We start from the raw sequence: 25,842 nt of genomic DNA, 5'->3' as shown, positions 1-25,842 counted from the left end.
CCGCCATGACGCGGCGAACGGAATGGCCGGGCAGCGAGGACGACACCACCAGCGCTGCCGGCGACGCCGAGACCCGTCATGGCCGCAGGGGCCGTCATGGCCGGGAGAACAGCGGTGGTCCCGACACGTCGAGGGCCGAGTCGGGACCACCGCGTACACCCGAAGAGCAGGCACGGGCCATCTGCCTGCGCCTGCTCACCGGGAGCCCCCGTACGCGCAAACAGCTCGGGGACGCCCTGCGCCGACGGGACATCCCCGAGGAGGTCGCGGAGGAGGTGCTCTCCCGGTTCGAGGACGTCGGACTGATCGATGACGCGGCCTTCGCCGACGCCTGGGTGGAGTCCCGCCACCACGGCCGCGGCCTGGCCCGCCGCGCCCTGGCCCGTGAACTCCGCACCAAGGGTGTGGACTCCGCCCTCATCGACGAGGCGGTCGGCCGGCTCGACTCCGAACAGGAGGAGTCCACCGCCCGCGAACTGGTCGACCGCAAACTGCGCTCCACCCGAGGCCTGGACCGCGAAAAGCGCCTGCGCCGGCTGGCCGGAATGCTGGCCCGCAAGGGCTACCCGGAGGGCCTCGCCCTCAGGGTCGTCAAACGAGCCCTCGAGGAGGAAGGCGAGGATCCGGAACTTCTGGATCAGCACTATCAGCCGGGGATGTGAGGAAGCCGGCAGGCACGGCAGCCGTGCGGGCACCGCGGATGCCGAGTCGGCGCGGCGGCGACCGATGCGGGCTTGCTGTGGCGGCGGGGCCGGACGCAGCGGTCGGCGGCCCGGTCCCGGAGGCTGCGGTGCTGGGGCCGGACACTGTGCCGGCCGATCGAGCCCGCCGCGGAAACGGAGCCGGGCAGCACGGGGGGGCTTGCGTGCTGCGGGGGCTGGCTACCGCCGGGGGAGAAGAAGGCATGCGTGCCATGGGGCGGAGTCGGCCATCGGGGCGGCAGGCATACATGCTTTGAAGGAATGCGGAACCGACCGTCGCGGGGGCAGGTACGCGTGTGGGCCGGCCGTCGCGGGGCAGTTGCGCGCACGGTGAGGGTGGGGCCGGCCGTCGCCGAGCAGTTGCGTGCACTGTGAGGGTGGGGCCGGCCGTCGCCGAGCAGTTGCGTGCACTGTGAGGGTGAGGTCGACCGTCCCGGGGCAGGCCTGCGCGACGAGGCGGAGCTGACCCTCGGGGGATCACTTGCGCGCCGTAAGGGTGGAGCCGGGCATCACGGCGTCAGCGGCCGCGCGTCATGGCGCCGGCCTCGGACCTCACGCGGCCAGGGTCGGGCATCCCGGGTGTCGTAGCCGGGCACCACGGGCGTGGAGCGGGTCGCGTGGCTGCGAGCCGTGGCACTCGACGCTGCGGTTGACGTTGACGTTGACGTTGACGTTGATGTCGACGTCGCTGCCGAGCCGCGCCATGGCTGGAATGCGGGGTGGGTGGGGGAGGGGCGGGGCGGGGCCGGGGGGCAGCGAAGCCGACGCCCACCTCAGCCCCACCCCATCTCGCGCCCTCTCATCCCCCTGCCCGCCTCTCCCCCCATCGCCCCTCACCCCACCGGCAACCCCGCGCTGCGCCAAGCCTGGAAACCGCCCTCCAGGTCGGTGGCCCGGTGCAGGCCCAATGCGCGGAGCGAGAGTGCCGCGAGGCTGGATGCGTAGCCCTCGTTGCAGACGACGACGACCGGCAGGTCGTGATGGGTCGCTTCCGGAGCGCGGTGCTCACCCGTCGGGTCGAGTCGCCACTCCAGCTCGTTGCGCTCCACGATCAGCGCACCGGGGATGAGGCCGTCGCGCTCCCTCAGCTCCGCGTAGCGGATGTCCACCAGCAGTCCACCGGCCGCCTGGACGCCGGCGGCCTCCCGAGGACCCACCCGGTGCCCCAGCTCGCGCCGGGCCCGATCCAGCAGCTCGTCGACCGCGCTCATGTCCACTCCTCCGGCTGCTCGACCGCTTCGAGCCGCAGCACCGGTCCGGTGCGGCTGTAGCGGCGCATCAACGGCAGCGGCGGATAGTAGGCGTGCACCGACACCGCATGGGTCTCTCCGGAGAGGTTGAGCACCTGATGCACATGGTGCGGGCCGAACGCCCGGCCGCCGCCGTCGCTGAGCTTGCGCTCCCGGTCCACGCCGTCGGCGAGCTCCAGGGTCTTCCAGCCCTCGGTGGGGAGTTGCGCGGTGAGCGACTGTTCCGTCAGCTCACCCGCGGCCGTCGCGAAGGCGCCGTGCGAGCCGCCGTGATCGTGCCAGCCGGTGCCGGTGCCGGGCGGCCAGCTGATCAGCCATGCCTCGCTGCCGCCCGGCCCGTTCAGCCGGATCCAGGTACGGCCCTCGGGGTCGAGCGGGAGCGAGGCGATGAGTTCCGCGTCCGCGGCGGTGCGGCGGACGAAGTCGAGCAGCGCGGAGGCGCTGGGCCCACCGTCGTGGCCGGTGGGACGAGGCTGCGCAGGGGTGCGTACGTCGGGCACGGAAACCGTCCTGGGTGATCGCGAAGAGGCGCGGCTGCCGGAAGGGCAGGCGGCCGCGCGGGGAAGGAGATGCGGATCAACAGGACGGACGACACATGGAGCCCGCATAGCGGAGCAGGTCGAGATGGACCCTCCGCCAGAATCGCGAGCTGTGATCAGTCACCCTCGGAGTGAAACATGGACGTTCGCACAGGGTCAACAGCGGAGGGGCCGCCCTCCCCGCCTCCGGTGCCCCCGGATCCGACATCCCCGGACCTGGAATCTGCGGTTCCGTCCGCCTCGGTTCCGCCCGCCCCGGGCCCGCCCGGATCTGCCCCGCGTCCCCTGGCCTCGCGTCCCCCGGCTCCACCGTCGCCGCCGTCCCGGGACCCCGCGGAATCCCCGGCCCCTTCCGTGCGCGGGGCCCGGCCGGACCCCGGCTCCTGCCCGTCCTCCCCGCCGTACGCCCTGCCCCGTACCGCGTTCGCGCAGGCAGCCATCTCGGCCGGGCGGACCCCGGACAGTGTGGTGACCAGATGGCCGTCCGGCCGTACGAGCAGCACGGTGTGGGCGGCCGCACCGGGGTAGGCCTCGGTGACCAGGATCTCGGCGTCCATCGGCAGCGCGTCGACCGCCTCGGTCAGCCGGGGCATCAGTCCCGCCGACTGCCAGTGCCGCCGGTCCCAGACGCCGGTGCCGGGCGCCACCAGCACCACCAGGAGGCCCTTCCCGAGCCGGTCGCGCAGCCGGACCGCCGAGCCGTCGGAGGCGGTGACCGGCACGTCGGTGACGGCCGCCCCGGGGGGCGTCTCGACGACGGGGCCCTCGGCGGTGGGCGGCGCGAGCGGGGTACGGGCGTACACCGGCGGCGCCCCCAGCGGGCCGCGGCCCAGATGGCCATCGGTCAGCAGGGTGCTGCGGCCGCGCACCGCCCCCGGGAGCACGGTCCGCCAGCGGGCCGAGCGGCCGTCGCGCAGTAGTGGCAGTGCCTGGTCCGCGGCGCGCAGCCGGGCCGAGACGGCGCCCCGGCGCTCGGCCTGGTAGCTGTCGAGCAGTACCTCGGAGGCCCCGTGGTGCCAGGCCAGGCCCAGCTTCCAGGCAAGGTTCTCGGCGTCCCGCAGCCCCTCGTCCAGGCCCTGGGTGCCGAGCGCGCCCAGCAGGTGGGCGGCGTCCCCGGCGAGGAAGGCGCGGCCCTGCCGCCAGCACCGGGCCAGCCGGTGGTGAACGGTGTGCACGCCGGTGTCGAGGAGGTCGTACGGCGGGACCAACCGCCCGTGGCCGCGTCCCCGTGCGGGCGCTGCGCCGCCGTCCGTGCGGGCCGCGTCCGCCGGGGACTCGGTGGTCCAGCCGGCCAGCGAGTCGCGGATCCGGGCGACCAGGGCGTCCGGGGTGACCAGTTCGCGTCCCGGTGGCAGCAGCCAGTCCAGCCGCCACAGGCCATCGGCCAGCGGACGGGCGGAAACCTCGTTGCCCGGTCCGCCGCCGTGCCGGGGCGGCGAGCGGTGCAGCAGCGCCTCGCCGGGCCAGGGCAGCTCGCAGCGCAGCGCGGCCACCGCATGCCGTTCCACGGCCGTACGGCCCGGGAAGCGGATGTCCAGCAGCTTGCGGACGGTCGAGCGCGGGCCGTCGCAGCCGATGAGGTAACTCCCGCGCCACCACGTTCCGTTGGGCCCGCGGGTCTGGGCGCTGACGCCGTGCTCGTCCTGTTCGAGGTCGGCGAGCCGGCTGCCGGTGACGACCTCGGCGAGCTTCTCGTCGGCGAGGGCGGCGCGCAGGGCGCGGGTGAGCGCATGCTGCGGGAGGTGGACCGGGGAGACGGCGGCGGGGGCGGCCGCGCCGTCCGGGGTCTGCGGGGCGAAGGCGATGCGTTCCAGCAGGCGCCGGCGGCGCATCGTGCGCCAGGCCGTCCAGTGCGTGCCGGCGGTCTCCAGGATGTCGGCACAGCCGAGCCGGCTCACGAAGGCGGCGGTGTCCTGGCGGAGCACGGCGGTGCGGGCGGGCCGGGTGTCCTCCTGGCCGGTGGTCTCGTCGAGGACGACGCTGGGCACGCCGAGACGGGCGAGGGTGAGCGAGAGGGAGAGGCCGACCGGGCCGGCCCCGACGATGATCACCGGGTCCACGGCGCAGCTCCCCAGGGCCGCTGGTACGTACGGGACAGGCGGGAACTGGCAGTTGGAGCCCGGTGCGTGATCACACAGCGTATGCAACCCACTGCGACCGCTCGCGTCAAGTGACGGAGGCGGCGGCAACGATGCCACTGCCTCCGGACGGTCTCCTCTCGGCCGCGGAACGGCTGTCGCACCGTCAGGCCCGCGCGGGGGCGCAGGGGCCGGCGCATCGGCACCGTCGTCATGACGTGTGTCTCGTGCGTCCCGTGCATGTCGCGGGGGTCTCGGCCGCCGAAAGGGCCGACGCCCTCCTGCGGCCCGGGGGCCCGGTGAACACGCCGCGTGGCCGCCGTCCCGGCCGGGACGGCGGCCACGCGCACAGCTATCGGAACATCAGTCGCACCGTCGTGCCCGTCGTTCCGTCCGCTGAGGTGTGCAGCAGAGCAGGAGATCCGCCCCGCTGGGTATTAGCGGTACTTGTACCAGGCGCTCGCATTGGTGTTGATGGGCCAGACGTTGTCGGCGTCGGCCGTTCCGGGGTTCGTGGCGTGGTAGCTCCAGCCCTTGTGGGCCTTCAGTGAGATTTTCTTGGAGGTGCACGTCTTGGCCACCGGGCAGCCCTTCTCCCCGTGGATGTTGATGTCCTGGAGCTTCCCGTTCTTGTACGAGGAGAGTGCCGCGTCGGGGCGCAGGACGGAATGGGAGTTGCTACAGGTCATCTTGCCCTGTGCGTAGACCTTGCCGCCGGTGCGCCAGACCGAGATGGAGTTCGTGCACCCGTGATACTTCTTCCCGTGGCCCGAAGCGGCCTGGGCGCCGGCTCCGGACGTCAGTACGCACGTCAGGGCAATCGAGCCGACGGCCAGAGTACGCAGAGTCTTCTTCATCTATCTGTCCCCCTTGCATGGAGAGGGCATCGGCTTCCGCGCCCGTGGGCTCCCCGGGAAGCCGATTGCCAACCCTCTTGATCGTGAAGCCTAGTTGGCCTTCGGGTGTAGCGTCCATGCAATTCCGGTGCGGATTGCTCGCCGCTGTTTTTCGCGCCCCTGTGCATGGTGCAAAAAGGTGAACGGGGAATGCGTCTCCCTGTTTCCGGCAATTGAGCTGTGGGCGGGAAGTCGGTTTTTACGTGATATCGGCGCTCAATGCGGCACTCGTGCTCTTCTTTCCGTCGGGACCCGCCGCTTTCCGTCGGGACCCGCCGCGGGAACCGGCCGAGCGGAAAACGGCGAGCAGCGAATGCCCACCGACAAGCAGCCTGCCCGGCGCCGCCCGCCCCCCCCGCAACGCCGAACGGCGGCGCCAAGGGCGCCGCCGTCGGATCGTGTGCGAGGTCTGCCGCGCTGTCAGCTCTCCTTGCGCGCCGGTGCGGTGGGCACGGCGTCGTTGACCTCCAGGGCGTCGGTGGCTGCCACCGGCTCGCCGGCGGCGGCGACACCGATACCGGTCTTGGTGCGACGGCCGCGCTGCTCGATCCAGTTGGCGAGGGCGGACAGGGCCAGACACATCGCGACGTAGATGCTGCCGGTGACGATGAGCACCGGGACGTACGTGTCATCGCCGTCGACGATGATGTTGGTGCTGATCGAGCGGGCGTTGTAGAGCAGCTCCTCGTACAGAATGATGTAGCCGAGGGACGTGTCCTTGAGGGTCACCACGAGCTGGCTGATGATCGTCGGCAGCATCGCGCGGACGGCCTGCGGGATCAGCACGGTCGTCATGACCTGCGTCTTGCTCATGCCCAGCGCGTAGGCGGCCTCGCTCTGTCCCTTGGGCACGGAGTTGACGCCGGCCCGCAGCACCTCGGCCTGCACCGAGCCGTTGTAGACCGTCAGTCCGAGGACCAGGGCCCAGAACTGCGCCTGGTTTCCGGAGAAGCCGAGGTCCTCCCGGTTGCTGAGAATGATCACCCACAGTGCGTAGACGGTGATCAGCAGAGGCACGGCACGGAAGAACTCGATGAATCCGGTCGCCACCCAGCGGACGGGCTTGTGGTCGGACAGGCGCGCCACCGCGAGCACCACGCCCAGGACCAGCGACAGCACCGCCGCGATCGCGAAGACCTCCAGTGTGGCGAGCACACCGTCGCGGATGCTGGTGCGCACCCCCGCGTAGTTGAAGATGTTCCACTTCGCGGCGTCGAACTGGCCCTTCTCGTCCAGTCGCAGCACGACGAAGGCGAGCAACGCCAGCAGCGCGACGGAGCCGGCGACCATGTAGAGACGGTTGCGCACCCTGGCCTTCGGCCCCGGTACGTCGTAGAGAACGCTGGCCCCGCTCATCCCTTTACCTCACTTCGTTCCGCCTCGCCCGTGCGTGGCACCCTCGTCATGCCGTTCCGCCTGTCGTGTCCGGTCATCGGCCCACTCCCAGCCGGCGCTCCAGCAGCCGGAACAGACCGCTGATGGAGAAGGTGATGACGAGGTAGGCGAGGGCGACCCACAGGAAGATCCAGGCGATGGCGTACCCCTGGTCGCTGAGCAGCTTGGCGACGCCGAACAGCTCGCCGACGCTGAACGCACCCGCGATCGCGGAGTTCTTCGTCATGGCGATGAAGATGCTGCTCAGCGGCGACAGGACGGTGCGGGTGGCCTGCGGGAGCACGATCAGGCGCAGCGTCTGCGAGAAGGTCATGCCGATCGAGCGGGCGGCCTCGGCCTGCCCCAGCGGCACGGTGTTGATGCCGGAGCGCACCGCCTCGCACACGAACGCCGAGGTGTAGAAGCCGAGTGCCAGCGTGGCCAGCACGAACGGGCTCGCGCCGGGTACCAGGATCTGCGGTACGACGAACACCGCGACGAGGAAGAGCAGGGTCAGCGGCGTGTTGCGCAGCAGCGTCACCCAGGCCGTCCCGAAGGCCCGCAGCGGCGGTATCGGAGAGACCCGGAAGCTGGCTATGAGTACGCCGAGGACCAGAGCCAGCAGCGCACTGGCCCCAGTGATCGCCAGGGTTCCGAGGAACCCGTCACGGAACTCGGGCAGATGATCGAGGAGTACGTTCATGGGGTCTCCGCGGTAGCGGTCAGGTCGACGGCGGGAAGAGGGGCGGGGAGCGGGGGAAGCCAGCGCGCCCCGCACACCCGGCCACGGCGGGCATGCGGGGCGGCGCAGTCAAGAGGCTGCCGGCGCCTCAGTAGCGGGGCAGCGGCGTCTGCGGGGCGACGTACTTCGAGCCCGACTTGCCGAGCGTGCCTTCGTACGCCTTCTGGTAGTCGCCGTTCTTGATGTGCTTCTCCAGGGCGCTGGTGATCGCGTCACGCAGCGCCTTGTCGTCCTTGTCCATGCCGACGCCGTAGGGCTCCTTGGTGAAGGGCTTGCCGACGACCCGGAGCTTCTCCGGGCGCTGGGCGGCGTAGCCCTTGAGGATCGCGTCGTCGGTGGTGACCGCGTCGACCTGTCCGTCGAGCAGGGACTTCACGCAGTCCGAGTACTTCGACATCTCGTTGGTCTTGGCGCCGTACTTCGGCTTCTTGATCTCCTGGAGCGGAGTCGAGCCGACGATCGAGCAGACCTTCTTGCCCTTGAGCGAGTCCGGCCCGGTGATGGCCTTGTCGTCCTTGCGCACGAGGAGGTCCGCACCGGCGGTGTAGTACGGGCCCGCGAAGCCGACCTGCTTCTTGCGCTCGTCGTTGATCGTGTACGTACCGACGTAGTAGTCGACCTGGCCGTGGGAGATGGTGGTCTCACGGACGTTGGAGTCGACCGTCTGGAAGCTGATCTGCTTCGCGGAGAAGCCCAGGTCGGCCGCGACCATCTTGGCGATCTCGATGTCGAACCCGGAGTACTTGCCGGTGGCGGGGTCCTTGAAGCCCAGGAACGGCTGGTCCGCCTTGACGCCGACGACGATCTTCTTGGCCTTCTGGGCCTTCTTCAGCACCGCCGAGTCGATCTTCGGGGCCGAGACCTTGTAGGTGCCGCTGTAGACGTCCCCGCCGGCCGGCTTGTCGCCCGCCGTGCCCTTCTCGCCGCCGCACGCAGTCGCCGTGGCCGCCAGCGCGAGCACCACCGCACCGGCCGCAGCCGTCTTACGCATCCTCATGGTGAACATCCTTTGGTTCAACAAGTGTTGGCAATGATGGTGGCCCAACTACGGCCTCAGTGATGGAGGATCTTCGACAGGAAGTCCTTGGCGCGGTCGCTGCGCGGGTTGTTGAAGAACTGGTTCGGCTCAGCCTCTTCGACGATGCGGCCGTCCGCCATGAAGACGACCCGGTTCGCCGCGGAGCGCGCGAACCCCATCTCATGGGTGACCACGATCATGGTCATGCCGTCCCGGGCGAGCTGCTGCATCACGTCCAGCACCTCGTTGATCATTTCCGGGTCCAGCGCGGACGTCGGCTCGTCGAACAGCATCACCTTCGGGTCCATCGCCAGCGCGCGGGCGATCGCCACACGCTGCTGCTGACCGCCGGAGAGCTGTGCGGGGTACTTGTCCGCCTGGGTGCCGACGCCGACCCGGTCGAGCAGCGCCCGGGCCTTCGTCATGGCGGCGGCCTTGTCCGTCCTGCGGACCTTGGTCTGCCCCAGCATCACGTTCTCGAGCACCGTCTTGTGCGCGAACAGGTTGAACGACTGGAAGACCATGCCCACGTCGGCGCGCAGCCGGGCCAGCTCCCGTCCCTCCTGCGGCAACGGCTTGCCGTCGATCGTGATGCTGCCGGTGTCTATGGTCTCCAGGCGGTTGATCGTGCGGCAGAGCGTCGACTTGCCGGAGCCCGAAGGCCCGATCACGACGACGACTTCGCCGCGGTGGATCGTCAGGTCGATGTCCTGGAGCACGTGCAGCGCGCCGAAGTGCTTGTTCACGTTGTCCAGCACGACCAGCTGGTCCGCTGCCGGCGCGGGACCCTCGGCGTTCTTGGTCACCGATACTTCGCTCATCGGCGTGTAGCTCCGTCCTCCTCGGTTGGGAGGACCCTAGTAACGCCCTGAGACCAGCGTCATCAGTTCTGAGGGGAACTTGAGGATAACGATCCGGCCGCAAACGGACACTCTGCGTCAAGCGGGGTGTCCGGAGGGCGACGGGGTCCGTTTCCCTCGGCGTACCGGCTGGGTAACGGATGGCGGCCGTCAGGTGACCTGCTCTTGACGCGCATGCCTCGTATCACCGTAGATGCCCTGTGGCCTGTAGAAGCGCACCCCGGGAGGAGGTCCGATGAGACTGCTGCTCGTCGAGGACGACGATCATGTCGCCGCGGCCCTGTCCGCGGTGCTCGCCAAGCACGGCCTGTCCGTCGTGCACGCACGCAACGGCGAGGAGGCCCTCAAGGCCCTGCTGCCCGACCACGCGGAACCGTTCGCGGTGGTGCTGCTCGACCTCGGGCTGCCCGACCAGGACGGTTTCGAGGTGTGCGGCCGGATACGCAAGATCTGCGCCATCCCCGTCATCATGGTCACCGCGCGCTCCGACGTGCGCTCCCGCATCCACGGCCTCAACCTCGGCGCCGACGACTATGTGGTCAAGCCGTACGACACCGGTGAGCTGCTGGCCCGCATCCATGCGGTGAGCCGGCGCAACGCGACCGGCGGCGTGGAGCCGCCCGTCGAGGAGGGTGCCCCCGAGGAGGCGCTGCGGCTGGGCGCGGTCACCGTCGAACTCCCCACCCGCCAGGTGTCCGTGGACGGCTCGGCGGTCCCGCTCACCCGCAAGGAGTTCGACCTGCTCGCGCTGCTCGCCCAGCGCCCCGGAGTGGTCTTCCGCCGGGAGCAGATCATCAGCGAGGTGTGGCGCACGAGCTGGGAGGGCACCGGCCGGACCCTGGAGGTCCACATCGCCTCGCTGCGCGCCAAACTGCGGATGCCCGCCCTGATCGAGACGGTCCGCGGCGTCGGCTACCGCCTGGTCGTCCCGGCCGCCGGCGCGGGGCCGCGGCTGCCCGCCTCCCCGGCCTCCTGAAGGCCGCCGCGACCACGTGCGCACCCGACTCCTGCCGCTCCTCATCGTCCTCATGGCCGGTGTGCTCCTCGCGCTGGGCATCCCGCTGGGCGTCATCACGGCCGGTGTGGAGCAGCAGCGGGTGGTCATCGACCGGATCGACGACGCCGCCCGCTTCGCCTCCCTCGCCCAGTTCGTCACCGCCCGCCCCGCCGGGGACGCCGACGGCAAGACCCCCGAGGAGGACGAGCGGCGCGCCACCCTCCGTACCGAGCTCGCGCGCTACTACGGCCTCTACGGCATACGTGCCGGTGTCTTCTACCGCGATCACACCCCGATGGCCGCCGCCCCGTCCGGTACGCCGGCCCCCCGCGACGGCGAGAGCGCCCAGGCCTTCAGGGAGGCGCTGGCCGGCCGTCGCAGCCACGACCCGCACCAGATCTGGCCCTGGGACGACACCGGCCGCATTCCGGTCGCCTCACCGGTGATCCGCGACGGCGACGTGGTCGCCGTCGTCATGACCGATTCGCCCACCGCACAGATGCGCTCCCGCGTCCTGCGCAGCTGGCTGCTGATCGCGGCCGGGGAGTGCGCGGCCATGCTCGTCGCCGTCGCCGCGGCCATCCGCCTCACCGGCTGGGTGCTGCGGCCGGTACGGGTCCTGGACGCGGCCAGCCACGACATCGCCACCGGCCGGATGAACGCCCGGGTGGCGGCCACCGCGGGCCCGCCCGAACTGCGCCGGCTGGCCCGCTCGTTCAACGAGATGGCCGACAACGTCGAAGACGTCCTGGAGCAGCAGCGCGCCTTCGTCGCCGACGCCTCCCACCAGCTGCGCAACCCGCTGTCCGCGCTGCTGCTGCGCATCGAGCTGCTGGCCCTCGAACTCCCCGACGGCAACGCGGAGATCGCCTCGGTGCGCACGGAGGGCAAGCGGCTGGCCCGCGTCCTGGACGATCTGCTCGACCTCGCGCTCGCCGAACACTCCGCCGCCGACCTCCAGCTCACCGACGTCGCGGCGCTGGCCGCCGAGCGCGTCGACTCCTGGCGCCCGCTGGCCGACGACAAGGGGGTGCTCCTCACCTACGAGGGGCAGCCCGCCGTCACCGGCTGGGCCGACCCGATCGCGCTGTCCAGCGCGCTGGACGCCGTCGTCGACAACGCCCTGAAGTTCACCCCGGAGGGCCGGCCGGTCACCGTCGCCGTCACGCCGGAGGGCGAGCGCGTCCATGTCACCGTCGCCGACCGTGGCCCCGGCCTGGCCGAGGACGAACTCGCCCGGGTCGGTGACCGCTTCTGGCGCAGCGGCCGCCACCAGAACGTCTCCGGCTCCGGGCTCGGCCTGTCGATCACCCGCGCCCTGCTGGCCGCGGGCGGCGCCACCATCGACTACGCCCCGCATCCCCCGCACGGGCTGAAGGTCACCGTCACCGTGCCGCGCACCGGGCCGTGAGGGCGGCGGGCACGGGATACGGGGGCGCCGCCGGCACGGTCCTCGATCCTCCCCGCCACCTGTGCTACCGTGAACGGCGTTGCAGTTGTGGTACCCATGATGAACTTTGTGCGCGCCCGGAGGCTGAAGCCCCGGGCGTTCCTTGTTTTCCGGACCTGTTCCGGTATGGGGCAATCATCTCGGCGACAAGGAGGCCGCGCAGTGTGGTCTCCGGCTTGCCCCATGAAGGAGAAAAACATGGCTTCCGGCACCGTCAAGTGGTTCAACTCGGAAAAGGGCTTCGGCTTCATCGAGCAGGACGGCGGCGGCCCCGACGTCTTCGCCCACTACTCGAACATCGCCGCCCAGGGCTTCCGTGAGCTCCTCGAGGGCCAGAAGGTCACCTTCGACGTGACCCAGGGCCCGAAGGGCCCGCAGGCGGAGAACATCGTCGCCGCCTGACGCTCTCGCGTCCCGTGATCGGGGCCCGCACCGGCCAGTCCGGTGCGGGCCCCGGTCCGTTTGCGGGCCCCGTCCGCTCGCCGGCCGCGCGGGGAGACCGCGGGTCCGGCGCGGCCGGCTCAGGGCTTCTGGGACAGGTAATAGCGCCGGGCACCCTCGTGGAGCTCCAGCGGGTCGGTGAACACCGCCGTCCGCAGATCCACCTTCTGCGCGGCATGCACCTGGCGCCCGATCCAGTCCCGGCTGTCGATGACCGTACGGGTGATGCCCTGGGCCATCACCGCATCCTCGCGGTCCGTCGTGACCAGCAGATTCGCCACCGCGATCGTCTTCACCGCCTGCCCGTCCTGGGCCAGGGGGTAGGCGTCGGCGGGCATCACCGCCGCGCGGTAGTAGCGGGTGCGCTCGCCCTGCCGGTGCAGCGCGGCGCTCAGGTCCCCGAGCTGGACCAGCCGCACCGGGAAGCGCTGTGCCAGCCGCTGGACGGCCGTCGTCGGCAGTCCGCCGGACCAGAAGAAGGCATCCAGCTTGTGCTGTTCCAGCAGCTTCGGCATCTGGTCGATGCCGACCCGCACCGGCTCGATGTCCTTGTGGAAGTCCAGCCCGGCCGCCTCCAGCAGCCGCCGGGTGATCAGCTGCACGCCGGAGCCGTCGGTCCCCACGCCCACCCGCAGCCGCCGCAGGTCCTTCGTCGAGCGCACCGCGGACTTCTTCGGCACCACCAGCTGCATGTAGTCGTCGTACAGCCGCGCACAGGCCCGCAGCCGGTCCGCGCCCGCCTCGCCCCTGACCTGGTACGCCGCGACCGCGTCGGCCGTCGCGATGGCGAACTCCGCGTGCCCCGAGACCAGTTGCCGCAGATTGTCGATGGAGCCCTCGCTGCGGGCCAGCCGCAGATCGACATCCGGCAGGTCGTGGGCCAGGTCCTGCTTGAGCAGCTCCCCGTAGCGGGCGTACACCCCGGTCGGCACGCCCGTCGCCAGCGTCAGCCGGCCGCTGGGCGTGGGCTCACCGCCCATCGCCAGCAGCCACCACAGCGCCAGCCCGAGGGCGACCAGTGCCGCGAGCGCCGCCTGGGAGGCCCGGCGGCCGGTGCGGGAGAGTGCGGTGACCATGGGCGGGATCCTGCCAGTACCGCGGCCGGAAAGGGAGGGGCAGGGGCCTTCCGCGGAAGTGCGCTGCCTCTCCTGCGGGGGCATGCGCCCGCGGTCGCTCGCCCCGGCGCGGGCGACCGCCCTTTGCAGACGGCGCTTCGCGTAGCACGATCGGGGGTGGAGGGTCCTGCCCTCCCGACCTCTCGACGTAGCGGGGACCTGGCACGTCTCCCACCGCGCGCCGACCGGCGCGCACCGTACGCGATCCCCTCCACCATGAGCGCACCGGCGCCGGTGCTCGGCACCGCGGCCCCATGACGCGCCGGTGCGGGAAGCGAACCCCCATGAAACCGCTGAGACCCCTGAAACCGCACACCGAGCCCAGGACGGATACCCAGGCCCGGCCCGACACCCTCCGCTCACCCCCGCTCGTCGCCGACCTCGGCCTGCTCCTCCTGCGCCTGGCCGTCGGACTGATCCTGGCCGGCCACGGCGCCCAGAAGCTCTTCGGCATCTTCGGTGGCCACGGCCTTGCCGCCACTGGCAAGGGTTTCGCGGCCCTCGGCTACCGCCCCGGCGAGTTCTTCGCATGCCTCGCCGGGGTCTCGGAACTCCTCGGCGGCCTCGGCCTCGCCGTGGGGCTGCTCACGCCCCTCGCGGCCGCCGCCCTCATCGGGGTGATGATCAACGCCATGGCCACCTCGGCGTCCCAGGGACTCTGGGCGATGACCGGCGGTATCGAATATCCCCTGACCATCGCCGTCGTCGCGCTGGCCGTCGCGGCCACCGGCCCCGGCCGCTTCGCCCTCGACCGCCCCTTCCGCTGGGGGCACGGCGGCCTGGGCAGCGCGGCCTTCGCGCTGGTGGCGGGCGGTGTCGGCGCCGCCATCGTGCTGGCCCTGTAGAGCGGGCCGCCCGCGTCCCGGCATGCCCGGGGCCGGAGCCGGCCCGAAGACTCCGGGGTCGGGAGGTACTTCCCGTACCGCCTACCCTTGTTGCATGACCAGCAGCGACCGGAGCCAGGCAGTGGGCGTGAACAAGAGTTACGAGATCCGCACCTACGGGTGCCAGATGAACGTCCACGACTCCGAGCGGTTGTCGGGCCTGCTGGAAGAGGCCGGATACGTTCCCGCGCCCAAGGACGGCGAGGGCGCCGACGTCGTCGTCTTCAACACCTGCGCGGTGCGGGAGAACGCCGACAACCGGCTCTACGGCAACCTCGGTCAGCTCGCCCCGAAGAAGGCCGCGCGGCCCGGTATGCAGATCGCCGTGGGCGGCTGCCTGGCCCAGAAGGACCGCGACACCATCGTCAAGAAGGCCCCCTGGGTCGACGTGGTCTTCGGGACCCACAACATCGGCAAGCTGCCGGTGCTGCTGGAGCGCGCCCGCATCCGGGAAGAGGCGCAGGTCGAGATCGCCGAGTCGCTGGAGGCGTTCCCCTCGACCCTGCCCACCCGGCGCGAGAGCGCGTACGCGGCCTGGGTCTCGATCTCGGTGGGCTGCAACAACACCTGTACGTTCTGTATCGTCCCGGCGCTGCGCGGCAAGGAGAAGGACCGCCGGCCCGGCGACATCCTCGCCGAGATCGAGGCGCTGGTCGACGAGGGAGTCAGCGAGATCACCCTGCTCGGCCAGAACGTCAACGCCTACGGTTCCGACATCGGCGACCGCGAGGCCTTCAGCAAGCTGCTGCGCGCCTGCGGGCGGATCGAGGGCCTGGAGCGGGTCCGCTTCACCTCCCCGCACCCCCGCGACTTCACCGACGACGTCATCGCCGCCATGGCCGAGACGCCCAACGTCATGCCCCAGCTCCACATGCCGCTGCAGTCCGGTTCGGACACCGTGCTCAAGGCGATGCGCCGCTCGTACCGCCAGGAGCGCTTCCTCGGCATCATCGAGAAGGTGCGCGCCGCGATGCCGGACGCCGCGATCTCCACGGACATCATCGTCGGCTTCCCCGGCGAGACCGAGGAGGACTTCGCGCAGACCCTGCACACGGTCCGCGAGTCCCGCTTCGCCCAGGCCTTCACCTTCCAGTACTCCAAGCGCCCCGGCACCCCCGCGGCCGACATGGAGGGCCAGATCCCCAAGGCCGTCGTCCAGGAGCGCTACGAGCGCCTGGTCGCCCTCCAGGAGGAGATCTCCTGGGAGGAGAACAAGAAGCAGGTCGGCCGCACCCTGGAGGTCCTGGTCGCCGAGGGCGAGGGCCGCAAGGACGAGGCGACCCACCGCCTGTCCGGGCGGGCCCCCGACAACCGTCTGGTGCACTTCACGCGCCCCCAGGAGCCGGTCCGCCCCGGCGACACGGTGACCGTCGAGGTCACCTACGCCGCCCCGCACCACCTGCTGGCGGAGGGCCCGGCCAAGGCGGTCCGCCGGACCCGCGCCGGTGACGCCTGGGAGAAGCGCAACGCCGCCCCGGCGGAGAAGGCCAAGGGCGTGCTGCTGGGCCTGCCCGGCATCGGTGCCCCGGCGCCGAGCCCGGCGCCCACCGCCGGCTGCGGCTGCGACTGACCGGCCGCGCCGCGGGGACCGGGCAGGGCACCACGACCGGCCTCGCACCAGGGGCGTTACGCTGCGTGGCATGCTCGTAGCCGCCGCTGTCTGCCCCTGCCCGCCGCTCCTCGTCCCGGAGGTGGCCGCCGGCGCCGCCCCCGAACTGGATGCGCTGCGCGCCGCCTGCCTGGACGCGATCGGCGTGCTCGCCGCGGCCCGCCCCGACCGGCTGGTCGTCCTCGGCCCGGCCGGGGAGAGCTGCCGGGGCGAGCACCCGCAGGGCGCCGTCGGCTCCTTCCGCGGTTTCGGGGTGGACCTGGAGGTGCGGCTGGGCGCCGCGAAGACCGCTGCGGATCGGGAACTCCCGCCGTCGCTGTCGGTCGGCGCCTGGCTGCTGTCGCGTACGGACTGGGCCGACGCCCCCGTGGAGGCGCTGGGAGTGGCCGAGTCGCTACCGCGCGAGCGCGCGCCGGAGACGGGCCGGGAGATCGCGGCCTCCGCGCCCCGGGTAGCGCTGCTGGTGATGGGCGACGGCAGCGCCTGCCGGACGGTGAAGGCGCCCGGCTACTTCGACGAGCGGGCCGAGGCCTTCGACGCCGCCGTGGCCCATGCTCTGGGCACCGCCGACCTCGCGGCGCTGGCCGCACTCGACGAGGAGCCGGCCGCCGCCCTCCAGGCATCCGGACGGGCCTGCTGGCAGGTGCTGGCGGGCGCGGCCGAGGGTGCCGGCCTGAGCGGGCGGCTGCTCCGCGAGGAGGCCCCGTACGGCGTGGGCTACTTCGTGGCTGCCTGGTCGTAGCGAGGAGCCGGGGGCGGGAACGGCGACGGCCGCGAGGCGCTCCGCCCCGCGGCCGTCGAACCGGGTACTCCGCGCACGGCGGGCTACTGCCGGGCGCTCTCGCTGTCCGCGGCGGCCTCCGCCGACTGCTGCCGGGGGATCCCGGCGCTCTCGGTGGCCTTCTCCGCCGGCGCGGCCTCGTCGGCCGCCGTCCCTCCGGACGCTTCCGGAGCTGCCGCCTCCGCTGTCGCCTCCACCACGGGTGCGGCGTCGTCCGCGGCACCCGCGGCCTCGCCGGAGCCCGTGGCCTCCTCGGCGGCCTCGGCGCCCTCGGGGGCCGCGGAACCGGCCGACCGCGCAGGCTCCTCCGCCCCGGCCGTCACCGCCGCAGCGGTGGCCTCCTCCGTCGACGCTTCGGACCGACGGCGGCGAAACCGCGAAAACACGCCCATAACTGCTCCTACGCTCTTCATGTGGCGAGACCCCCTGCCGCCGGGAACGGCCCATTGCGCCGCCCGCGGGCGCCGGTGGGACGCACCGGCCTCTCGGGGCCTCGCAACAGGCAACGACCCCATCCGTAGCCCGTCACGTCGCTCGTTCGAGATGGGGGCGTGATGTTTGCGAGACTGACGGGGTGAACACCGCCGTTCCCGCTCCGCGGGTCATCGCCGTCGTCGGTCCCACCGCGGCCGGAAAGTCCGATCTGGGCGTCGCACTCGCACAGCACGTGGGGGGCGAGGTCATCAACGCCGACTCCATGCAGCTCTACCGCGGCATGGACATCGGCACCGCCAAGCTCACGCCCGAGGAACGGCAGGGCGTCCCGCACCGCCTCCTGGACATCTGGGACGTGACCTGCGCCGCCAGCGTCGCCGAGTACCAGCGGCTGGCCCGCGCCGAGATCGACCGGCTGCTCGCCGAGGGCCGCACCCCCGTCCTCGTCGGCGGCTCCGGCCTCTACGTACGCGGCGCCATCGACGCCCTCGACTTCCCCGGCACCGATCCGGAGGTGCGCGCCCGCCTGGAGGCCGAACTCGCCGAAGTGGGCAGCGGCCCCCTCCATGCCCGGCTGGCCGCCGCCGACCCCGAGGCGGGCCGCGCGATCCTGGCGAGCAACGGCCGGCGCATCGTGCGCGCCCTGGAGGTCATCGAGATCACCGGCCGCCCCTTCACCGCCAACCTCCCCGGCCACGAAGCGGTCTACGACACCCTGCAGATCGGCGTCGACGTCGCGCGCCCCGAGCTCGACGAGCGGATCGCCCGACGGGTCGACCGCATGTGGGAGTCGGGCCTGGTCGACGAGGTGCGCCGGCTGGAGGGCGAGGGGCTGCGCGAGGGCCGTACCGCCTCCCGGGCGCTCGGCTACCAGCAGGTGCTGGCCCAGCTCGCGGGGGAGTGCACCGAGCAGGAGGCGCGCGACGAGACGGTACGTGCCACCAAGCGCTTCGCGCGCCGTCAGGACTCGTGGTTCCGCCGGGACCCGCGGGTCCACTGGCTCAGCGGCGCCGCCGAGCACCGGGCGGAACTTCCCGGGCAGGCGCTGGCGTTGCTCGAACGACCGGTCACAGCCTGATCACGTCATGGCATCGGGACGCACCGGCCGTCATCCGGGCCCCTGAGGGCGTGTCATCATCGACCTTCGATCGAGGCGTGCAGTCTGCAGTGGGGAGGGCGCGTGGCAATGGAGGCCGGCCCTCGCAACCGAGCGCAGCAACCGGACAACGGCGCTGACACGGCACCCCTGACGGACGACGGTCCGGACCCCGCAGACGGCTTGCCCGGCACCGGCGGCACCGATCCGGACGCCCTGGACGACTCCGACGCCCCGGACTCCGGCACCGGCGGTCCCGGCGAGGGCGGCGAGTCCTTCCGGGAGCTGCGCCCGCCGCGCCGGCTGCGGCTGTGGCAGCTGGCGCCGATCGTCACGCTCGCCGCCCTCGGCTCGCTGATGTTCGCCTTCCCCCTCGCCTTCGAGCTCGGCGGCGACGGCGGCGCCATGATCGCGATGCTCGGTCTGCTGCTGTGCTGCTGCGCCGCGGGCTGGGGCATGATGGCCGCCCGCCGCGTCGGCTACACCTGGCCCGGTCTCCCGGCGCCGGGCTCCGGCCGCCGTGCCTGCTGGCGCGTGGTGCTGCTCTACGCCGTCGTGGTGGCGATCCCGGCATCGCTGGCCATCTGGCGCGTGGCCCGGCTGCGCTGAACCGCCGGGGCCTTTCTCCCGCGCCTGCGGCCGACGAGCCCCGTCCGCCCCCGTAAAGCCGATTCCCCGGTCGCCCCCGTACGATGCAAGGGTGACCAGCACGCAGCGCCTCGCCTTCCTCAAGGGCCACGGCACCGAGAACGACTTTGTGATCGTCCCCGACCCGGACGGCCGCCTCGACCTGCCCGCGACCGCCGTCGCCAGGATCTGCGACCGGCGGGCCGGACTCGGCGGCGACGGCCTGCTGCGCGTCGTGCGCTCCGCCGCGCACCCCGAGGCGCGCGCCCAGGCCGACGAGGCCGAGTGGTTCATGGACTACCGCAACGGCGACGGCTCGATCGCCGAGATGTGCGGCAACGGCGTCCGCGTCTTCGCGCGCTATCTGCTGCACGCCGGCCTGGTCGAGGCCGGTGACCTCGCCATCGCCACCCGCGCCGGCGTACGCCGCGTCCACGTCGCCAAGACCGGCGACGTCACGGTCTCGATGGGCCGCGCCGTGCTCCCCGAGGACAGCGTCGTCGTCACCGTCGACGGCCGCGGCCGGCCGTCGACGAACGTGAACATGGGCAATCCGCACGCCGTCGTCTTCGTCGACGACCTGGCCCACGCCGGCGACCTGCTGGCCGTACCGCCGTTCGGCCCAGCGTCGGTTTATCCCGACGGCGTGAACATCGAGTTCGTCGTGGACCGCGGTCCGCGCCATGTGGCGATGCGGGTCCACGAGCGCGGTTCGGGCGAGACCCGCTCCTGCGGCACCGGCGCCTGTGCGGTCGCCGTCGCCACCGCCCGCCGGGACGGCGCGGCCCCCGCGGAGACCGGAACACCCGTCACCTACCGGGTCGATGTGCTCGGCGGCAGCCTCTCGATCACCGAGCAGCCCGACGGCACGGTCGAGATGACCGGCCCGGCCGAGATCGTCGCCGAGGGCACCTTCGACCCCGCCTGGCTGGCCGCCGCGCTCGCCTGACACGCCCCGGGGCGTCCCGGGCAGCGGGCCTCCCGCAAGAAACGGTTCCGGCCGGAAGGTTCGCTCGAACGGGTGATCCGTATCACTCTGAGCGAGAGCCGGACAGCGCTGCGTGATGGGGTCGATAGCATCAAGCACCGGCCCGGACGTCCGAACTGGCACGTCCCACCGCCGGTCGACGCTGCCGGAGGTGCCCATGAGCGCAGAGGCCACTAACCCTGGTAACCCTGGAGCAGCGGGCCGCAAGCGCGGCCGCCGCCGACTGGAGCTCAGAGGGCTGCGCCGTATCGGCCGGGCGGCGCTGCTCGGCCCCGCCCCGCGCGACGGCCTCCCGCACGCCATGGAGCACGTCGCCAAGGTGCACCGCGGCCACCACCCGGACGCCGACCTGGACATCCTCGCCAGGGCCTATCTGCTCGCCGAGTCCTCGCACCGCGGCCAACTGCGCAAGAGCGGCGAGCCGTACATCACCCACCCGCTCGCGGTGACCCTCATCCTCGCCGAACTCGGCGCGGAGACCACGACCTTGACCGCCTCCCTGCTCCACGACACCGTCGAGGACACGGAAGTGACGCTGGATCAGGTGCGGGAGCTGTTCGGCGCGGAGGTCTGCTATCTGGTCGACGGCGTCACCAAGCTGGAGAAGGTCGACTACGGCGCGGCCGCCGAGCCGGAGACCTTCCGCAAGATGCTGGTGGCGACCGGCAACGACGTCCGGGTGATGTCCATCAAGCTCGCCGACCGGCTGCACAACATGCGCACCCTCGGGGTGATGCGCCCCGAGAAGCAGGCCCGGATCGCCAAGGTGACCCGCGATGTGCTGATCCCGCTCGCCGAACGCCTCGGCGTCCAGGCGCTCAAGGCCGAGCTGGAGGACCTGGTCTTCGCGATCCTGCACCCCGAGGAGTACGCCACCACCCGGGCCCTGGTCATGGAGTACACCGCCCGGCCCGACCCGCTCACCGCGCTCGCCCGGCGGGTGCGCACGGTCCTGGACGAGGCGGGCATCGACGCCGAAGTCCTCGTCCGGCCCCGGCACTTCGTCTCCGTGCACCGCGTACGCCTCGCCCGCCGCGAGCTGACCGGCGCGGACCTCGGACGGCTGCTGGTGCTGGTGGCGGAGGACGCCGACTGCTACGCCGTCCTCGGTGAACTGCACACCTGCTTCACCCCGGTCGTCTCCGAGTTCAAGGACTTCATCGCGGCCCCCAAGTTCAACCTCTACCAGTCGCTGCACACGGCGGTCACCGGCCCGTCCGGGGAGATCGCCGAGACGCTGATCCGCACCCACCAGATGCACCGGGTCGCCGAGGCCGGGGTGATCGCGCTGGGCAACCCCTACGCCCCCACGGACGGCGCGGACGCCCCCGAGGGCGAGCGGGCCGACCCGACCCGGCCGGGATGGCTCTCCCGGCTGCTGGAGTGGCAGCGCACCACCCCCGACCCGGACACGTTCTGGACCTCGCTGCGCGACGACCTCGCCCAGGACCGGGAGATCACCGTCTTCTGCGCCGACGCCCCGTCGGACGGCTCGCCCCCCGTCGGGGGCGGTGCGATCGGTCTGCCCGCCGGGGCGAGTTGCGTGGACGCCGCCTACGAACGGCACGGCGAAGTGGCGCACTGCTGCATCGGCGCCCGCGTCAACGGCCGGCTCGCCACGCTCTCCACCGTCCTGCACGACGGCGACAGCCTGCAGCTGCTGATGGCCCCGGACTCCGCGGCCGGACCCTCGCCCGAATGGCTCGACCATGCCCGTACGCCCGCCGCCCGGCTCGCCATCGCCCGGTGGCTGGCCGGGCCGCAGGAGCCCGGCGCCCGCCCGGCGAGCGCCGGCGAGGGGCCCGTCACGGAACCCCCCGCCGACCGCCGGGCCGCCGGCCACGACCGGTGCGGAGCGGACCCGGTCGCCCCCGCCTCGGTCCTCGTGGTGGCGGACCTGCCCGGTGCGGCGGTCCGGCTGGCGGGCTGCTGCACCCCGGTGCCGCCGGACACCGTCACCGGCTTCGCCGTACGGGGCGGCACGGTCACCGTCCACCGCGCTCTGTGTCCCGCCGTGGCGCGCATGGCGGCCACCGGCCGGCAGCCGGTCGGGGTCCGCTGGCGGGGCGCCGGGCAGGGGGGCCACGGCTGCCGGGTCACCCTCCTGGCAGAGGCCTTCAGCCGGCCGCACCTCCTTGCCGACCTCACCGAGGCCATCGCCTCCCAGGGCGCCGCCGTGGTGTCCGCCGCCGTCGAACCCCCGCACGAACAGCGGGTCCGCCACACCTACACCCTGCATCTGCCGAACGCCGCCGGGCTGCCGTCCCTGATGCGGGCCATGCGCCAAGTGCCCGGCGTCTTCGACGTGTTGCGTGCCGGGCGGGCCCGGCAGGCGGCGGCGCTGCGGCCCTGACGGGGCCGGGGGCCCGCCGGGTGACGGTCCGTCGGAAACTTCTCCGCCCGGCGGCGTAAGACGGACGCACGATCCGCCGCCCGTTCGGGTGCCGTTTGCCCCGTCACCCGCGGGGGAGGGGGCCGCGTTGGTAGCCGTAGTGCATGCCCCTTCCCCTGCGCCGCCCGTTCCGCGACCCCGGTCGCCCCGTCCCCGCCCGCGCCCTGCCCCGCGGTCCGAGCGGTGGGCTCCGCCGGACCGGCCGACGGGCCGCCGCCCTCGGGCTGGCCGCGCTCGCCACCCTCGGCATGGCCGAGCCGCCCCCCAGAGGGCCGCAAGGCCTCGGCGACCGGCTCTTCCCCATGCTCGGCAACACCGGCTACGACGCCCTCTCCTACGACGTCTCCCTGGACTACTCCGGCCACAACGACCAGCCGCTCGACGCCACCACCGAGATCACCGTCCGTGCCACGACCGAGCTCGACCACATCAACCTCGACTTCGCCCGCGGGACCGTACGCTCCGTCAAAATCGGTGGCCTGCCCGCCGCGCACGAGCAGCACGGCGAGGACCTGGTGCTCACCCCGGCCTTCCACGTCTCCCGGGGCCAGGAGGTCACGATCGCCATCGCGCACACCAGCGACCCCCGGGCCAAGGGCGACGGCGGCTGGCTCCGCACCTCCGACGGCCTGGCGATGGCCAACCAGGCCGACGCCGCACACCGCGTCTTCCCCTGCAACGATCACCCCTCCGACAAGGCGCTCTTCACCTTCCGCATCACCGCGCCGCAGGAGCTGACCGCCGTCGCCAACGGGCTGCCGCTGAGCCCCGGCGCCCGCGCGGGGCGCCGCACCTGGACCTATCGCACCAGCCACCCCATGGCCACCGAGCTGGCGCAGGTCTCCATCGGGAAGTCCAGCGTGGTGCTGCGCCACGGACCCCACGGCCTGCCGCTCCGCGATGTCGTCCCGACCGCGGACCGTGCCGCCCTCGCGCACTGGCTGGCGAAGACCCCGGCCCACATGGCCTGGATGGAGCGCAAGGTCGGGCCCTTCCCCTTCGAGGCGTACGGGGTGCTGATCGCCAACGCCCGGACCGGCTTCGAGCTGGAGACCCAGACCCTGTCGCTCTTCGAGAAGGCCATGTTCACCACCCACCAGCTGCCCGGCTGGTACGTGGAGTCCGTGATGGTGCACGAGCTGGCCCACCAGTGGTTCGGCGACAGCGTCAGCCCGCGCCGCTGGTCCGACGTCTGGCTCAACGAGGCCCATGCCACCTGGTACGAGTCCCTCTACGCCGAGGAGAAGGGCGGCAGCCGGGTCTCCCTGGAGGCCCGTATGCGCCACGCGTACCAGGAGTCCGACGGCTGGCGCGCCGAGGGCGGGCCGCCCGCCGCGCCCAAGGCTCCCGGCGCGGGACAGAAGATCGGGATCTTCCGTCCCATCGTCTACGACGGCAGCGCACTGGTCCTCTACGCCCTGCGGCAGAAGATCGGGTTCGCCGCCTTCGACCGCCTGGAACGCGCATGGGTCGAGCGGCACCGCGACGGCGTGGCGGACACCTCCGACTTCGTCCAGCTCGCCTCCCAGGTCGCCGGGCAGGACCTCACCGGCTTCTTCCAGGAATGGCTCTACGGCGACCGGACCCCGCCGATGCCGGGGCATCCGGAGTGGCAGCACAAGGGGGCCGCGGCAAAGCCGGTGCAGCCCAAGGGTCCGGCGGTGAGCCCAGGGCCTCACGGGCCGGCGGTGAGCCCTGGGCCACACGGGGCAGCCGTGAGCCCCGTGCCCAAGGGGGCAGCCGTGCATCCCGCGTCCAAGGGAGCCGTCGCGACCCCCGGAAAACCCGTGTGACGGCCTTCCCGGGGCGTGGGACCATCTAGGGGACGGCACCGGCCGTCCCGGGGAATCTCCGGGACGGCTCGGACGTTGACACCAGCGACGGCGGCGGGAGCACCGCGGCGGTCGCCGCACGACCGACAGTCCCGGCGGGAACACCTGGTCCCCGCGAGGCTACCCAACGACGCAAAGGATCAAATGACCTCCTCTTCTTCCCTTCCGCAGGACCGGCAGCGCCTCCCCGAGAGCCTTCGGGCCAACGCCCTGATGGAAGAGGACGTCGCCTGGAGCCACGAGATCGACGGGGAGCGTGACGGCGACCAGTACGACCGTTCGGCCCGTGCCGCGCTACGCCGTGTAGCGGGCCTGTCCACCGAGCTCGAGGACGTCACCGAGGTCGAGTACCGGCAGCTCCGTCTGGAGCGCGTGGTGCTCGTGGGCGTCTGGACCTCCGGCACGGTCCAGGAGGCCGAGAACTCCCTCGCCGAGCTCGCCGCACTCGCCGAGACCGCCGGCGCCCTGGTGCTCGACGGCGTCATCCAGCGCCGCGACAAGCCCGACCCCGCCACGTACATCGGCTCGGGCAAGGCCCTGGAGCTGCGCGACATCGTGCTCGAGTCCGGGGCGGACACCGTGGTCTGCGACGGTGAGCTCTCCCCGGGCCAGCTGATCCACCTCGAGGACGTCGTCAAGGTCAAGGTGGTCGACCGGACCGCCCTGATCCTCGACATCTTCGCCCAGCACGCCAAGTCCCGTGAGGGCAAGGCGCAGGTCGCGCTGGCGCAGATGCAGTACATGCTCCCCAGGCTCCGCGGCTGGGGCCAGTCGCTGTCCCGGCAGATGGGTGGCGGTGGCTCCGGTTCGGCGGGCGGCGGTATGGCCACCCGTGGTCCCGGTGAGACCAAGATCGAGACGGACCGGCGGCGGATCCGCGAGAAGATGGCGAAGATGCGCCGGGAGATCGCGGAGATGAAGACCGGCCGGGACATCAAGCGCCAGGAACGCCGGCGCCACAAGGTCCCCTCGGTCGCCATCGCCGGCTACACCAACGCCGGCAAGTCCTCCCTGCTCAACCGCCTCACCGGCGCCGGTGTCCTGGTGGAGAACGCGCTGTTCGCCACCCTGGACCCGACCGTCCGGCGGGCCGAGACGCCCAGCGGGCGGCTCTACACCCTCGCCGACACCGTCGGCTTCGTCCGGCACCTGCCGCACCACCTCGTCGAGGCCTTCCGCTCCACGATGGAGGAGGTCGGCGAGTCCGATCTCATCCTGCACGTGGTCGACGGTTCGCATCCGGTGCCGGAGGAGCAGCTGGCCGCGGTACGCGAGGTGATCCGCGACGTGGGCGCGACGGACGTGCCCGAGATCGTGGTCGTCAACAAGGCCGACGCGGCCGATCCGCTGGTGCTGCAGCGACTGCTGCGCCAGGAGAAGCACGCCCTCGCGGTCTCGGCCCGTACCGGCCAGGGCCTGGACGAACTGCTGGCCCTGCTGGACGCGGAACTTCCCCGGCCGCGGGTCGAGATCGAGGTCCTGGTGCCTTACACCCACGGCGCCCTGGTCTCGCGGGCACACGCCGAGGGCGAGGTCATCTCCGAGGAGCACACCGCGGACGGCACGGTCCTCAAGGCGCGGGTGCACGAGGAGCTGGCCGCCGAACTCCAGCGCTTCGTCCCCGCGGCGTAGCGGCCGCGGAGCACGGACAAGGCCCGCCCCCGGGAGACCGGGGGCGGGCCTTTGCGTGGTGCCTGTGGGCGGGTGGCGGGCGGCGCCGTTCCCGGCACCGCCCGC

Annotated in this window: 24 protein-coding genes; 13 read left to right on the top strand and 11 right to left on the bottom strand. The window is 72.3% G+C overall.

Annotated elements, in window-relative coordinates:
* The first annotated feature begins 5 nt into the window (after positions 1-5).
* On the top strand, positions 6-662 hold the full coding sequence (gene recX, locus Scani_RS02130; protein WP_159469463.1) for a recombination regulator RecX: 657 nt from the start codon (positions 6-8) through the stop codon (positions 660-662).
* Positions 663-1,253: 591 nt separating this feature from the next.
* On the opposite strand, the gene Scani_RS02125 is transcribed toward recX, so the two are convergent.
* From Scani_RS02125 to Scani_RS02085, 9 genes are all read right to left on the bottom strand, one after another.
* The gene (locus Scani_RS02125) at positions 1,254-1,406 is read right to left on the bottom strand and encodes a hypothetical protein (RefSeq protein WP_159469461.1); all 153 of its coding nucleotides are present in this window, start codon (positions 1,404-1,406) and stop codon (positions 1,254-1,256) included.
* Between the two features lie 128 nt (positions 1,407-1,534).
* Complete coding sequence (locus Scani_RS02120) at positions 1,535-1,912, bottom strand: rhodanese-like domain-containing protein (RefSeq protein ID WP_159469460.1); 378 nt, start codon at positions 1,910-1,912, stop codon at positions 1,535-1,537.
* On the bottom strand, positions 1,909-2,451 hold the full coding sequence (locus tag Scani_RS02115; RefSeq protein ID WP_159469458.1) for a cupin domain-containing protein: 543 nt from the start codon (positions 2,449-2,451) through the stop codon (positions 1,909-1,911). Before Scani_RS02115 ends, Scani_RS02120 begins: the two co-directional genes overlap by 4 nt.
* A 155-nt stretch (positions 2,452-2,606) precedes the next feature.
* Positions 2,607-4,550 (bottom strand): FAD-dependent monooxygenase, encoded by a 1,944-nt coding sequence (locus tag Scani_RS02110; RefSeq protein WP_159469456.1) that lies wholly within the window; start codon positions 4,548-4,550, stop codon positions 2,607-2,609.
* 455 nt (positions 4,551-5,005) lie between these two features.
* On the bottom strand, positions 5,006-5,425 hold the full coding sequence (locus Scani_RS02105) for a hypothetical protein (protein ID WP_159469454.1): 420 nt from the start codon (positions 5,423-5,425) through the stop codon (positions 5,006-5,008).
* Between the two features lie 459 nt (positions 5,426-5,884).
* Complete coding sequence (locus tag Scani_RS02100) at positions 5,885-6,820, bottom strand: amino acid ABC transporter permease (RefSeq protein ID WP_159469452.1); 936 nt, start codon at positions 6,818-6,820, stop codon at positions 5,885-5,887.
* Between the two features lie 73 nt (positions 6,821-6,893).
* The gene (locus tag Scani_RS02095) at positions 6,894-7,541 is read right to left on the bottom strand and encodes an amino acid ABC transporter permease (protein WP_159469449.1); all 648 of its coding nucleotides are present in this window, start codon (positions 7,539-7,541) and stop codon (positions 6,894-6,896) included.
* Between the two features lie 127 nt (positions 7,542-7,668).
* A complete protein-coding gene (locus Scani_RS02090) occupies positions 7,669-8,577 on the bottom strand; it encodes a glutamate ABC transporter substrate-binding protein (RefSeq protein WP_159469447.1) in 909 nt (302 codons plus the stop codon).
* A 56-nt stretch (positions 8,578-8,633) separates the two neighbouring features.
* Positions 8,634-9,419, bottom strand: a complete 786-nt coding sequence (locus Scani_RS02085; RefSeq protein ID WP_159469445.1) for an amino acid ABC transporter ATP-binding protein — start codon at positions 9,417-9,419, stop codon at positions 8,634-8,636.
* A gap of 274 nt (positions 9,420-9,693) precedes the next feature.
* On the opposite strand from Scani_RS02085, the gene Scani_RS02080 reads away from it, so the two are divergent.
* The 3 genes from Scani_RS02080 to Scani_RS02070 all read left to right on the top strand — a co-directional run bounded on the left by Scani_RS02080 (position 9,694) and on the right by Scani_RS02070 (position 12,307).
* Positions 9,694-10,434 (top strand): response regulator transcription factor, encoded by a 741-nt coding sequence (locus tag Scani_RS02080; RefSeq protein WP_159469443.1) that lies wholly within the window; start codon positions 9,694-9,696, stop codon positions 10,432-10,434.
* A gap of 16 nt (positions 10,435-10,450) precedes the next feature.
* Entirely contained in the window at positions 10,451-11,866 is a 1,416-nt protein-coding gene (locus tag Scani_RS02075; protein ID WP_159469441.1) for a sensor histidine kinase, read from the top strand.
* Positions 11,867-12,103: 237 nt separating this feature from the next.
* A complete protein-coding gene (locus Scani_RS02070) occupies positions 12,104-12,307 on the top strand; it encodes a cold-shock protein (RefSeq protein ID WP_006602702.1) in 204 nt (67 codons plus the stop codon).
* 119 nt (positions 12,308-12,426) lie between these two features.
* Here the strand turns inward: Scani_RS02070 and Scani_RS02065 are convergent, their stop codons facing one another.
* A complete protein-coding gene (locus tag Scani_RS02065; RefSeq protein WP_159469439.1) occupies positions 12,427-13,422 on the bottom strand; it encodes a TAXI family TRAP transporter solute-binding subunit in 996 nt (331 codons plus the stop codon).
* A 323-nt stretch (positions 13,423-13,745) separates the two neighbouring features.
* Here Scani_RS02065 and Scani_RS02060 point away from each other — a divergent pair, with 323 nt between their 5' ends.
* The 3 genes from Scani_RS02060 to Scani_RS02050 all read left to right on the top strand — a co-directional run bounded on the left by Scani_RS02060 (position 13,746) and on the right by Scani_RS02050 (position 16,696).
* A complete protein-coding gene (locus Scani_RS02060; RefSeq protein WP_159469437.1) occupies positions 13,746-14,306 on the top strand; it encodes a DoxX family protein in 561 nt (186 codons plus the stop codon).
* A gap of 94 nt (positions 14,307-14,400) precedes the next feature.
* A complete protein-coding gene (gene miaB, locus Scani_RS02055; RefSeq protein ID WP_159469435.1) occupies positions 14,401-15,915 on the top strand; it encodes a tRNA (N6-isopentenyl adenosine(37)-C2)-methylthiotransferase MiaB in 1,515 nt (504 codons plus the stop codon).
* A 70-nt stretch (positions 15,916-15,985) separates the two neighbouring features.
* The gene (locus tag Scani_RS02050) at positions 15,986-16,696 is read left to right on the top strand and encodes a class III extradiol dioxygenase subunit B-like domain-containing protein (RefSeq protein WP_159469434.1); all 711 of its coding nucleotides are present in this window, start codon (positions 15,986-15,988) and stop codon (positions 16,694-16,696) included.
* 83 nt (positions 16,697-16,779) lie between these two features.
* Here the strand turns inward: Scani_RS02050 and Scani_RS02045 are convergent, their stop codons facing one another.
* Complete coding sequence (locus Scani_RS02045) at positions 16,780-17,127, bottom strand: hypothetical protein (RefSeq protein WP_159469432.1); 348 nt, start codon at positions 17,125-17,127, stop codon at positions 16,780-16,782.
* Positions 17,128-17,309: 182 nt separating this feature from the next.
* On the opposite strand from Scani_RS02045, the gene miaA reads away from it, so the two are divergent.
* From miaA to hflX, 6 genes are all read left to right on the top strand, one after another.
* Complete coding sequence (miaA, locus tag Scani_RS02040) at positions 17,310-18,248, top strand: tRNA (adenosine(37)-N6)-dimethylallyltransferase MiaA (RefSeq protein ID WP_159469430.1); 939 nt, start codon at positions 17,310-17,312, stop codon at positions 18,246-18,248.
* 108 nt (positions 18,249-18,356) lie between these two features.
* Complete coding sequence (locus tag Scani_RS02035; protein WP_159469428.1) at positions 18,357-18,875, top strand: hypothetical protein; 519 nt, start codon at positions 18,357-18,359, stop codon at positions 18,873-18,875.
* A 91-nt stretch (positions 18,876-18,966) separates the two neighbouring features.
* A complete protein-coding gene (gene dapF, locus Scani_RS02030) occupies positions 18,967-19,842 on the top strand; it encodes a diaminopimelate epimerase (RefSeq protein ID WP_159469427.1) in 876 nt (291 codons plus the stop codon).
* Positions 19,843-20,038: 196 nt separating this feature from the next.
* On the top strand, positions 20,039-22,234 hold the full coding sequence (locus Scani_RS02025; protein WP_159469425.1) for a RelA/SpoT family protein: 2,196 nt from the start codon (positions 20,039-20,041) through the stop codon (positions 22,232-22,234).
* Between the two features lie 143 nt (positions 22,235-22,377).
* A complete protein-coding gene (locus Scani_RS02020) occupies positions 22,378-24,066 on the top strand; it encodes a M1 family metallopeptidase (RefSeq protein WP_159469423.1) in 1,689 nt (562 codons plus the stop codon).
* 183 nt (positions 24,067-24,249) lie between these two features.
* Complete coding sequence (gene hflX / locus Scani_RS02015; RefSeq protein ID WP_159469422.1) at positions 24,250-25,737, top strand: GTPase HflX; 1,488 nt, start codon at positions 24,250-24,252, stop codon at positions 25,735-25,737.
* Positions 25,738-25,842: the final 105 nt, after the last annotated feature.

The sequence above is a fragment of the Streptomyces caniferus genome (assembly GCF_009811555.1).
GTDB lineage: Bacteria > Actinomycetota > Actinomycetes > Streptomycetales > Streptomycetaceae > Streptomyces > Streptomyces caniferus.
This window is presented reverse-complemented; position numbering and strand designations above follow the sequence as displayed.